The following is a 10,353-nucleotide window of genomic DNA, read 5'->3' on the forward strand; positions in this document are numbered from 1 at the left end:
TGATGCGGTGGCCACCCAAGACACCATCACCCAAGTGGTCGCCGCGATCCGTCGGGTGATCCGTGAAGTCCCCGGCGCCGGCCAGGTCGCCGCCGCCTGCTGCACCGCCCACGACTACACCGACCCGGGAAGCCGCGTATCGCCTGGAACGATGAACAGGCACGGCAGGGAGACGGCGGAGGGCGGCCAGGCGTTCAGCCTCGGTCAGGGTGGCCTGGCGGGAGATCGTCCTTGGTCCCGGTCTGGTCGCCGCCTACGTAACTGACGCAGCTGTCGCCCGCGGACATCGTCTCGCCGCCGCAGTCGGCGGGCGAGCTCTTGATCTGGAATCCGACGAAAACGATCGCCGCGCCGACGGCGAGAAAAAGAGACTCGCGAGGAGGTCCTGCCTGGGGGTGTTCCGTATGGCTGCTGGGGTCATGACCGCCAGCCTTCCACAGCGGCCGGTCGCGGCGGTGATCGAGTTGCCCCCCGTCGCGTCCGCGCCGGCTGAACCGGTTGGCGCGCCTGGCCGACGTCGGCCGCCAGATCTCGTACGTGATCGTGTTCCCGCACCCGGGCATGACGTTCGTCAAGCTGACCGGGCCGGGCGATTCGATCAGCGGCGACCTGCGTCAGTACTGGGAAGAGTTCGGCATGTCGAGCGACATCGGCGCCGACGCGCCGCGCATCGGCCAGGCCCACGGCTGGCTCGCCGACGGGTCGGTGAGCGTCCGCATCGGCGAGCAGAAGGCAGTTTTGCAAGAGGTTCTGAGAACCGCCCATCATCGTGCCCGCCGCGGTTTGAGGCCGGCCAGCAGGGCGTCGAGGGCGAAGGTGAAGCGGTCCCGATGGTCTTCCGGTGTGCCGAGGCCGGCCGCCAGGGCCTGGGCCAGCACGGGATGACGGGCGGGGTCGGTGTCGGGCGCGGGATCGGGCGCGTCGTGGCCCGGGGTGCGGCCCGCTTCCGCCAGCACCTGGCCGATGACGAAGGTGGCGAGCGTGGTGATCACGTGGAGTGCCTCGGCGGTGCTGAACCCCTCTTCGACCAGGGCCTCGGCGGCGCGTTCGAGCATGTCCAGTCCGCCGGGCGTGGTGACCGGACGCGTGGCCAGCAGCGGCAGCAGGGCCGGATGGGTGAGCAACGCGGAACGGAAAGAGGTGGCGAACGCGCGCGCCCACTCCCGCCAGGGCCCGTCGGGCCGTACCTGGACGTGGGCGAGAGCGCGGTCGATGAGGCCGTCGAGCACGGCGTCCTTGTTGGGCACGTAGTAGTAGAGCGTCATGGCCTCGACCCCGAGTTCGCGACCCAGCTTGCGCATGGACAGCGCGGCCACGCCTTCCCGGTCGATCAGGTCGAGCGCGGCGTCCAGGATCTTCCCGGTTGACAGTCCCACCCTTTTCATACATCGTAAGATACTTGTCTTACACCGTAAGAGAAGGGAGCTCTCATGAAGGCCGTCGTTCGCGACTTCGTCACCGCCATCAACGAGCGCCGCCTGGCCGGCCTGGTCGACTGCATGGCCGCCGACGTCGTCGACCACAACAAGATCATTTTCGGCGAGCCGGATGAGCCCGGCGCCGCGTTCGAGGGCATCAAGATGCAGCTCGACGCCTTCAACCCGTTTCACCTGTCGATCGAAGAACTGATCCAGGAGGGCGACCGGGTGGTGGCCCGACTGTTGATGACCGGCGAGCACACCGGCTACCACCCGCGCATGCCGCAGCCGACCATGAAGAGCTTCACGGTCGAGGTGATCTTCATCTTCACCGTGAAGGACGGCAAGATCAGTGAGATTCGCGCCGTCAGCGACCGTCTGGGCATGTTCTTCCAGCTCGACTGGGACTGGCCTGACGCCGACTGACCGCGTCATCGTTCGGGTGATCGGAGCCGGGTCCGGCCCGTACGGTAAGTTCCACCCCAAGGTGATCGCGTTCTACCTGGCGTTCTTCCCGCAGTTCGTCGACCCGGCCCGGGGCAACGTGATGGCGCAGTTCTTCGTGCGTCCCGGCGGATGCCGACGCCGGGCGCGAACCAGACACCGCAGACCGGGCAGCGCCGCCCGACCCGCTCCTGCAGATGCGTCATGGCGGTGGCGACCATGTCGGCGGCGAACACCTTCTGCCAGTACCGGCGTGCCGGCGGGCTCTAGCGCGGCAGGCCGGGCCGCAGTAGCGCGCATCGGCCCTGGCCGTGGCACGCAACGGCCGCGAGCACTCCCAGCACCGGCGACAGGTCGCCATAACGCCACCGTACGCCGCAGCTTCACCGCGACACGGTCCCAGGAGGAGAGGCCCACCAGGTCGAGGGTGTCGCGGAAGTCTGTGCTGGTCGCATGCCGAGCAGCTCGCCGGCGGGCGACGAAAGCCCCATCTCGGCTCGACCCACATCTCATCGTGAGATCACGCCACGAGTTTCCGGACTTTTCGGGCACCCCTACGCGTGTGCACGCGAGACCGCGGGCCAGGCTCGCCGATTGTGACCTGCAACGCAGCTTGGCCGGGAATCTGCAACATTGTTTGGCCGCATACCCATGGTGACGACCGAACCCGAGGCAGCGATACCTCGGGCGGGCGACCCGCCTGATCGAACCTCGCTGGTGAGCGTGGGTATCGCCTGGCTTGACCTTGACCTTAGGTCAGGGTGCACGCTGAACGGGTGACCAACTTCAGCTCCCTCTGGACCGGCATGGTGCCGGTCGACGACACCGCGTTAGCTGTGACCGACACCGGTGGGCCCGGTCGTCCTGTGGTCTACCTCAATGGCCAGTTCGCCAGTCAGCGGTACTGGCGGCGCGTCATCGCCGAACTCGGCGGCGACTACCGACACATCACCTACGACATGCGGGCCCGCGGCCGATCGAGGCGTTCGGCCGCAGCCGCTTCGTTCGAGGCGCACGTCCGCGACGTCGACGCCGTCCTTGCGGCCAGGGGTGTGGACCAGCCGCTTCTCGTCGGCTGGTCCTACGGCGCGCCGGTCGCGTTGCACTGGGCCAGTCGGAATCCGGACCGCGTCCTGGGGGTGGTGTCCGTAGACGGCGCGTACCCGTTCGACTTCTCCTACGCCGACGAGCGAGTCCGGCGGTTGTGGCACCGGTCGCGCTGGCTGCTGCCGATGCTCTCCACGATGGGCATAGCCGGGAAGATGTCCGCCGGGCAGCATGCCCAAAGCAACATCGAGCTCAACAAGATCTACGCCGCCCTCGACCCGGTCTTCGACAGTGTGACCTTCCCGGTCCGGTACGTGGTCGCCACTGGCGCCAACCTCGGAGGCGGCCGTGATGAGATGGAACGCATGCGCGCCAGCCTCGACCCGGTGCTCGCCCGCAACCCGAACATCAAGGTGAGCGCCAAGGTCGCCAGCAACCACGGCAACATGCTGCGCAAGGACTTCCGTGCCATCGCCGACGCGGTTCGTGAACTCGCCGGCACCCCACGATCACGAGGCCGGCAGGGCAGATGACGGACGGCGTCACGATCGGTCAGGCGGCGGCCTTCGCCGGCGTCACGGTCAAGACCGTGCGGCACTACCACAAGCACAGGCTGATCGACGAACCCCGGCGCGACAACTCCGGCTACCGCCGTTACGGACCGGCCGACCTGCTGCGGCTGGTCCAGATCCGGACACTGGCCGCCGCCGGCGTACCGCTGGCCGAGATCGGGCCGATGCTCGACGCCGATCCTGACCGGTTCGCCGCCGCGCTCGTCGACGTCGAACGGCACCTCAACGAACGGATCGACGATCTGATCGCCCGGCGTGACATGCTGCATCGGCTCGCCAGCGGCGACCGGGCCCTGCTGCCCGACCGCGTTCTGGCGAAGCTGGACCGGGTGGCGGCCGATCTCGGCTTCACCCCGAACGACGTAACGATGGCTCGGGAGGGCCTGGTGCTGATCAGGGCTCTGGTGCCGGAGGGCTTCGATGACTATGTCACCAAGGTCGAGCGCGCCCTCGACGATCCTCGGTATCTCTCGTTGGTCAAGCGCATGTGGTGTGCCGCCGGGTGGGAGCCGGACGATCCCCGAGTCGATGAACTCGCCACAGCCATGGCCGACTACTTTCTCGCCCATCCCTCATTGCTGCCCATCCCGGCCGGACTCCGGGCCCGCACCGACGCCGCGATTCGGTACAGCCTGCTCAGCCAGCACGGACAAGAGCAGAAGCCTGCCTGGACCCGACTGGCGGCGTTGTTCGAGGCAAGAATGCGCGCGGCCGGCATTGACATGGTGTAGCGGACTTCAACCGACTGGGCAGTGCGAAGTACCCCGGCTCGTCTCGAATCCGCCGGTATCCCCGAAGAGCTCATCTGGTCCGACCGACGTACCGGCGCCACGATGGCCCGCGACGGCCTGGAGGACCTGCTACGCCGCGTGCCGCCGCACGCCGATCACCGGATCACCGTCGTGACCCTGGACCGGCTCAGGCGCAACATGCGCGAGTGCCTCAACCTGGCCCACGAGCTGACCGAGCGCGGCATCGGCCTGCGCACCCTCAAGGACCAGATCCCGGTGGACACCAGCGTGCCCGGCCCGGCCGCAGACATGGCCATCGCGCTGCTGGCGATGTTCGCGCAGATGGAGCGGATCTACATGCTGGAGAGGGCGGCCAGCGCCCGGGCGGCCAAGGAGGCCCGCGGCCTGCCCACCGGGCGGCCTCCCAAGACGACCGCCCAGCAGCGCGCGGCAGCCGCAGCGATGATCGCCTCTGGCATCAAGGTTGCGGACGTCGCCGCCGGGTTCGGCATCGGCAAATCCACCTTGTACAAGGCGCTGAGCAGGCAGCGTGAGGAGGCCCAGGCCGCGCTCGCCGGCGACCTGCCCGAGGATGAGGAAGCACAACCAGAGGCCGGCTGACCACTCCCCGGCAGGCCCGGTCCCGGTTACCGTGAAGCCATGACCGGGCCCGGCACGGGGGCGCAGCCGTCGCCGCCGCTGGCGCAGTTGACCGTGACCGCGCGCCAGGAGGCCGTGCGGCGATTCGGGATCTTGCAGCCACACCTGGAAGACGCCGTCGCGTTGTCCGAGGTCGCCCACACGGGCAAGATCTCGGTACGGACGGCCCGGCGATGGACGGCGCGCTACCGCCACGGTGGCCTGGCCGCTCTGGCTCCCCGCCCCCGCGACGACATCGGCCGCCGGCGCATGCCCGAGCAACTGCAACAGGTGATCGAGGCCCTGGCCCTGCGCAAGCCGCGGCTCAGCGCCGCCGCCGTGCACCGCCGCGTCCAGGAGCTGGCTCCCGAGCACGGCTGGCCGGTCCCCAGCTATCGCACAGTGGTCAACGTGATCGCCGCCCTCGATCCGGCGCTCACGTGCCTGGCCCACGAGGGCCGCAAGCGCTACGCCGACGCCTTCGAGCTGATCGGCCGCCGGGAGGTGGACGCGCCGAACGCCAGCTGGCAGGCCGACCACACCGAGCTGGAATTCTACATCCTGACCGAGGACGGCACCCCGGCCAGGCCCTGGCTCACGCTGATCATCGACGAATACTCCCGGGCGATCGCCGCCCACAGGCTGAGCCTGGAGGCGCCCAGCGCCATCGGCACCGCCTTGACGCTGCGGCGGGCGATCTGGCGCAAGGGCGACCCGCACTGGCAGATCTGCGGGATCCCCGCGGTCTTCTACACCGACCACGGCCCCGACTTCACCTCCCAGCACCTGGAACAAGTCGCCGCCGACCTGAAGATCCGCCTGGTGTTCTCCCTGCCCGGCCAGCCGCGCGGCCGCGGAAAGATCGAGCGACTGTTCGCCACCGTGCACCAGATGTGCCAGTCGGCGCTGCCCGGCTACGCGCCCGCCGGCCTGCCCGACCGCGCCGGCCAGGCCGGCAGGCAGGCACTCGACTATGCGGTGGCGCGGTGTGTTTCTGGCGTACTCCGGCTGTCCCCCTGAGATAGAGCGGTTCCCATCACCGCACTGCGCGAGTGCCCTCCTCATCGCGATCGCTTCCACGGCGACATGGCCGAATTCGCGCGTCGCCAGCGCGTCCCCCTGTTCCTCCTCCTGGCTGGCTCACGAGCATGAACGGCATAATTCCATGATCACGCGCCAGGTGGTTTGAGACATTCCGCCCGGCACGCCATGATCCTTGAGACAAACGGGCTTCCCGGTGTCTCAAGCAAGTTGGCGTCCCGCAGATCAGAGCCTCGCTCGCACGCCAAGCTCAGTGAGACAGGACAGTCGCAGCGAAGATTGAGCGGTTCTCATCGAAGGTTGAGTGATCGTGGCTCGGTTGCTGTGCTCTCAGCCGCCTCCTGGTCCTTCCGGTGATGTTCAGAGGGTCAAGGCTCGCTCGACGGTGCTCGAGGCCAGGTCGACGAGATGCGCATCAGGAAAGCAGAGGTCCGCCCAGAAGTCGCCGGGGCTCTGCAGGCCCAGCCGCGCCTTCACCCAAACAGTCATCGCCATGCCGTGTGTCGCCACCACGAGCGGGCGCCCGCCGGCAAGTGCGAGATGCTCGGTGATCCCGGCGTCGAAGCGCTTGACGACCTCGGCTCGCGGCTCCCAGTCCGCGTGATCCGCGCCTTCCACGTATGCGCGCCGCAACTCGCGATAGTTGCCTTCCCATGGCTCTACGCGGGTGACCTCGTTGAAGCGTCGATCACGCGCGACCGCGTTGTGGCCGCCCAGGGTTTGCCAGGCCTTCGGCTCGTTGCTGGCGACGAGGCGAGCGTCTTTGGGCAGTCGGGCGATCAGCCGATGGGCCGCCTGCCACCCCTCGACGCTGAGTGTCCATGCGTGCGGTGGGGCGGTCGGACCGTAGGCGGGCATGGCATGGCGGACCAGAAGCAACATCTGGGGGACTATATCGAGCCGACGCCCTCATAACCCCCGGGAAACGATCACGGGGATTCCGGGAAGCGATTGAGCATTGTCATCGAAGGTTGATCAAGACTTCGGTCTCACCGAAGGTTGAGTGACCACTGGGGCCGGAGCTCCAGGAGACGGGTGGAGGAACAGGGTAGGGACCGGGCTTGCCAGCACTGTGAAGTCCGGATCGCCCAGCAGTTTCCCCAGCGGAATCTCACACGCGGGCCCCGTCTCATCGGCCAGCGTCACCGCCCGGGCGGACACGGCGAGCACCGCCCGCACCTGCCCGGCGAACCGCACCCGCTCGTCCGTCCCGTTGCGGTCCACCCGGGCCCGTCTACCCGGCCCTGCTGCTGTCAGCTCGCGCGCACGCGCGTAGGGGTGTCACGAAAGTGCAAAAACTCGGGGTCTCACGGTGAGATGGGGCTTTCGTCGCCCGCCGTGGTGCGCGCCGGCGCGCGACGAATCCCGGTGATGTGGGCGGCGTGCCGCCAGTCGACGGCTGCGGCCTGGTGCTCGCGGGTGCTGCCGCTGATGGCGGTGGCCAACCTGCTCAAGTATCTGCGGTCAATCCTTCGAGAGCGGAGTTGCCGCAAGGCCGCACGGCCCTGACCTGCCCAGCCAGGGTTTAGCGCACGATCCGGTTCCAATGTTCCTCAGACCCCTACTACTGGGACCCCCTTCCGGGCCGACCGGGGGTGGGGCCAAATCAAGCCGCTACCCCGATTTTCCGATGATCGTCAAGTGGTCCCAGGTCAAGCCGGCCAAAGGGGCCAAATGGAACCGTCCTAGCCATCGGCTATGCCAGCATGGCCAGTCCGGGCCTTCTGGCTCAGGAAGGTGGGGCTGTGAACGACATCGAACTCATTGATATTTTTCGCTTCCTCGTAGATGTAGCGGTATCTATGGTGACATCGACCCTGTTGGGGTGGATATGGCTGGCAGCCGGGGCGTTCTGGTTTCTGCGGCTCCTATGGAATTCATTGGGCGGTTCCAGCTCATCGAGCGGTTCCAGCAGCCACCACGACGGGGCCGGCGGCGACTTCGGCGGGGGCGGGGGCGGCTTTGGCGGAGATGGGGGCGACGGCGGCGACTGACGAAATCTCGGTAGCAATGAAGAAATTTCCAACGAAGTAGCGCATGAACTGCGGAAACGTCACCCAGGGATCCGCTCGTGTCGCCGAGTTTCTGAACTTTCTGAACACCCTTACGGGTGGGAACTCCCGAAGCTACGGCCAGGGGCGGAGTAGCGGCGAGGAGATGGCCGCCCCCGCTATGGAAGCCCTTCGGACGCGACGTTTTGACCCCCGATAACGGCTGTTATCGCGAGTCAGAGATGATGAGGTGGCACGGTGATCAACTACGATGAGGCGGCGGTCCGACCGTTGACACTGGCCTGGGTGAGCCGGCACCTGGAGGTCGGCGAACGGATCGTCAGAACCGAGGTGCTGCACGGCGGCATCACGGCCGAGATGCGGAAGCTGACCATCGGCACGCAGGAAGGAGACACCCGTGACCTGGTGCTGCGGAGCTTCGTCGACCCGTTCTACGTGAGGGGCGCCGAGGATGGGCTGAACGGGGAGGCCGGCGCTCTGTCCCTGCTCGCCGGGACCGGCGTGCCGGCTCCTGAGCTGGTCGCGGTTGATCCGACCGCCGCGCATTGCGAGTATCCATCGCTGCTGATGACACATCTGGCAGGCCGGACGGTCCTCGACGATGAGGGATTGGAGATGCGCCTCCCACTGCTGGCCCGTCAACTCGTGGCCATCCATGCGCTGCGGCCCGCCGAGCGGCCCCGGAAGTATGTGACGCTGACGACCCCCGACACCGTCGTGACTCCGAAGGGCGCCGACGCGGCGGCCTGGGCCGCGGCGATCGACGTGATCCGCAAGCCCGCGCCGCCCTATGAAGGGCGGTTCCTGCACCGGGACTTCCAACCCGGCAACGTGTTGTTCGACGTGCCGCCCTCAACGCCGGCAGGCGCCCGGATCACCGGCGTCGTCGACTGGGCGGCGGCCTGTTGGGGTCCGGCGGATCTCGATGTGGCGCACTGCTCCACCAACCTCGCGCTGCTGCACGGACCGGCGTGGGGTCTACGGTTCGCTGAGGCGTACGAGGAGGCTGGCGGGGTGCTGGCCGCGGCCACGAGCGAGCGGCTGTACTGGCAGGTGCGGGACGGGCTGGCCTGCTCAGAAGAAGTAACGTTCGTGTCGCAGCCATGGCGTGAGGCAGGCCGAACAGAGCTGACGACGCGAGCCGTGGAGGAGCGACTGGACACCTATGTCACCGCCCTGATGGACGCGCTGGGCTGAGCCCAGGAGAGGTCGGGGTGCCGGCGTCAGACTGGTACTGGGAACAGCCGTTGGCGCCGAGATTGATCTTGGTTGTGTGTAGTGACGTGTGGAGCAGTGAGCGTGCAGGTCAGCGGCGGTCGCGGCGTCGGCGGGCGGCTCGGATCTCGGTGTCTGCGACGTCGTCGGCGAGGAGGGTGTACAGCTGGGTGGTTTCGGTGGAGGCGTGGCCGAGCCGCCGGCGGACGACCTCGATGGAGACGCCGGCGTTGATGAGTTCGGTCGTGTGGGCGTGCCGACCGTGTTCTGGTACGCCGATGCCAGCCGCTGAGGTCCGTGCGGCAGGCCTGCGGGCCCGGCGGGCGGGTAACACAACGCGTGATCTTTGAGCAGCTGCCCGGGATGCTCGCGCGAGGCGACGGCGGCCCGCTCGATAGCCGCCGCGCCCGCGTCGTAGTCGAGCCGGCCGGTCACGGTGGCCGTGTAGACGATCTGCGCCATCGCATCCGGCGAGGTCGCCACCGGGTTGTCCCGCCGTGCGTGCATCGCCTCCCAGTGGTCGCGCTCGCGCGCCAGCAAGAACGCCGACACCGCCACCGGATCGGCGGGTGGCACCTGCCCGGAGCCATGGGCCAGCACCGCGGCCAGCGCCGCCATGTGCACGGCCAGCACCAGCTGGTAGGCCTCGTGCCGCTCCAACACCGGTGGCGGGAGCACCGCGTCCGCGCCGGGCACCTGCAGCAGCTCGGCGAACCGGTCTCGGGCCGCACCGAACAGCCCGCCGCGTGTGATGCCTTCCTCCTGCTCCAACGGCCCGAGCTCCCGGCTGCTCGGCGTCAGCTGCAGGAAGTTCAACATGCTGACTTGACAGGAACATCATCGAGACCGGCACCGACTCCTACCGCTTGGCCCATACCAAGAACCAGCAGGTCAGCGGCTGATCACAGGCACCAGTGCCCTTGACGCGCGTGCCGCTTGGACTACCGCCCCGGAACCACACCCACGCGAGCCAGTACGTGATCAGCGAGTTCCTGCGGGGTCAGCTCGCCGTCCAGGAACACGGTGTCGCTCGGCAGCGTGTCAGCTGCGGCCATGCACGAGTCGATCCTGGCCTTACACCACATCCGGATTCGCTCATCCTGCTCGGGATCCGACCGCGGCTATGACCACGACAAGTGTCGGCGACTGGTCCGCAAACTGCAGATCCGGCCGCTGATCGCCCGACGCGGCACCGAACACGGCTCTGGCCTTGGCAAACAACGCTGGGTGGTGG

Annotated in this window: 11 protein-coding genes and 2 pseudogenes; 9 read left to right on the top strand and 4 right to left on the bottom strand. The window is 68.0% G+C overall.

The window, feature by feature from the left end; genetic code table 11:
• Positions 1 to 168: pseudogene (locus tag ACWEVS_RS45345) on the top strand (IS5/IS1182 family transposase); the annotation flags it as partial.
• A 596-nt stretch (positions 169 to 764) separates the two neighbouring features.
• On the opposite strand, the gene ACWEVS_RS45350 reads toward ACWEVS_RS45345, so the two are convergent.
• Positions 765 to 1,385 carry a TetR/AcrR family transcriptional regulator C-terminal domain-containing protein gene (locus tag ACWEVS_RS45350; protein ID WP_452557339.1) on the bottom strand — a complete coding sequence of 207 codons (621 nt, stop codon included), beginning with the start codon at positions 1,383 to 1,385 and terminating at the stop codon, positions 765 to 767.
• A 45-nt stretch (positions 1,386 to 1,430) separates the two neighbouring features.
• On the opposite strand from ACWEVS_RS45350, the gene ACWEVS_RS45355 reads away from it, so the two are divergent.
• From ACWEVS_RS45355 to ACWEVS_RS45375, 5 genes are all read left to right on the top strand, one after another.
• Entirely contained in the window at positions 1,431 to 1,844 is a 414-nt protein-coding gene (locus tag ACWEVS_RS45355; RefSeq protein WP_452557341.1) for an ester cyclase, read from the top strand.
• A gap of 794 nt (positions 1,845 to 2,638) precedes the next feature.
• Positions 2,639 to 3,442: an alpha/beta fold hydrolase gene (locus ACWEVS_RS45360; RefSeq protein WP_452557343.1), complete on the top strand. Its 804-nt coding sequence runs from the start codon at positions 2,639 to 2,641 to the stop codon at positions 3,440 to 3,442.
• Positions 3,439 to 4,212: a MerR family transcriptional regulator gene (locus tag ACWEVS_RS45365; RefSeq protein ID WP_452557345.1), complete on the top strand. Its 774-nt coding sequence runs from the start codon at positions 3,439 to 3,441 to the stop codon at positions 4,210 to 4,212. Before ACWEVS_RS45360 ends, ACWEVS_RS45365 begins: the two co-directional genes overlap by 4 nt.
• Before the next feature lie 21 nt (positions 4,213 to 4,233).
• Positions 4,234 to 4,833 carry a recombinase family protein gene (locus tag ACWEVS_RS45370; protein ID WP_452557347.1) on the top strand — a complete coding sequence of 200 codons (600 nt, stop codon included), beginning with the start codon at positions 4,234 to 4,236 and terminating at the stop codon, positions 4,831 to 4,833.
• Between the two features lie 39 nt (positions 4,834 to 4,872).
• On the top strand, positions 4,873 to 5,871 hold the full coding sequence (locus tag ACWEVS_RS45375) for a DDE-type integrase/transposase/recombinase (protein WP_452557349.1): 999 nt from the start codon (positions 4,873 to 4,875) through the stop codon (positions 5,869 to 5,871).
• 381 nt (positions 5,872 to 6,252) lie between these two features.
• Here the strand turns inward: ACWEVS_RS45375 and ACWEVS_RS45380 are convergent, their stop codons facing one another.
• Complete coding sequence (locus tag ACWEVS_RS45380) at positions 6,253 to 6,774, bottom strand: histidine phosphatase family protein (RefSeq protein ID WP_452557351.1); 522 nt, start codon at positions 6,772 to 6,774, stop codon at positions 6,253 to 6,255.
• Between the two features lie 425 nt (positions 6,775 to 7,199).
• Positions 7,200 to 7,346 carry a hypothetical protein gene (locus ACWEVS_RS45385; protein ID WP_452557353.1) on the bottom strand — a complete coding sequence of 49 codons (147 nt, stop codon included), beginning with the start codon at positions 7,344 to 7,346 and terminating at the stop codon, positions 7,200 to 7,202.
• A 291-nt stretch (positions 7,347 to 7,637) separates the two neighbouring features.
• On the opposite strand from ACWEVS_RS45385, the gene ACWEVS_RS45390 reads away from it, so the two are divergent.
• Both ACWEVS_RS45390 and ACWEVS_RS45395 read left to right on the top strand, forming a co-directional pair.
• Positions 7,638 to 7,886, top strand: coding sequence for a hypothetical protein (locus ACWEVS_RS45390; protein ID WP_452557355.1), 249 nt, complete (start codon positions 7,638 to 7,640; stop codon positions 7,884 to 7,886).
• Between the two features lie 255 nt (positions 7,887 to 8,141).
• Positions 8,142 to 9,101 carry a phosphotransferase family protein gene (locus ACWEVS_RS45395; RefSeq protein WP_452557357.1) on the top strand — a complete coding sequence of 320 codons (960 nt, stop codon included), beginning with the start codon at positions 8,142 to 8,144 and terminating at the stop codon, positions 9,099 to 9,101.
• Between the two features lie 109 nt (positions 9,102 to 9,210).
• On the opposite strand, the gene ACWEVS_RS45400 is transcribed toward ACWEVS_RS45395, so the two are convergent.
• Complete coding sequence (locus ACWEVS_RS45400) at positions 9,211 to 9,960, bottom strand: tyrosine-type recombinase/integrase (RefSeq protein ID WP_452557359.1); 750 nt, start codon at positions 9,958 to 9,960, stop codon at positions 9,211 to 9,213.
• 269 nt (positions 9,961 to 10,229) lie between these two features.
• Between ACWEVS_RS45400 and ACWEVS_RS45405 the strand changes: the two are divergent.
• Positions 10,230 to 10,353: pseudogene (locus ACWEVS_RS45405) on the top strand (IS5/IS1182 family transposase); the annotation flags it as partial.

This window comes from Nonomuraea sp. NPDC003754 (assembly GCF_053605785.1).

Excerpts from the sequence above, each read along its gene's own strand:
- ACWEVS_RS45350 (WP_452557339.1), bottom strand. The coding sequence starts at position 1,385 with ATGAAAAGGGTGGGACTGTCAACCGGGAAGATCCTGGACGCCGCGCTC.
- ACWEVS_RS45355 (WP_452557341.1), top strand. The coding sequence starts at position 1,431 with ATGAAGGCCGTCGTTCGCGACTTCGTCACCGCCATCAACGAGCGCCGC.
- ACWEVS_RS45365 (WP_452557345.1), top strand. The coding sequence starts at position 3,439 with ATGACGGACGGCGTCACGATCGGTCAGGCGGCGGCCTTCGCCGGCGTC.
- ACWEVS_RS45375 (WP_452557349.1), top strand. The coding sequence starts at position 4,873 with ATGACCGGGCCCGGCACGGGGGCGCAGCCGTCGCCGCCGCTGGCGCAG.
- ACWEVS_RS45380 (WP_452557351.1), bottom strand. The coding sequence starts at position 6,774 with ATGTTGCTTCTGGTCCGCCATGCCATGCCCGCCTACGGTCCGACCGCC.
- ACWEVS_RS45400 (WP_452557359.1), bottom strand. The coding sequence starts at position 9,960 with ATGATGTTCCTGTCAAGTCAGCATGTTGAACTTCCTGCAGCTGACGCC.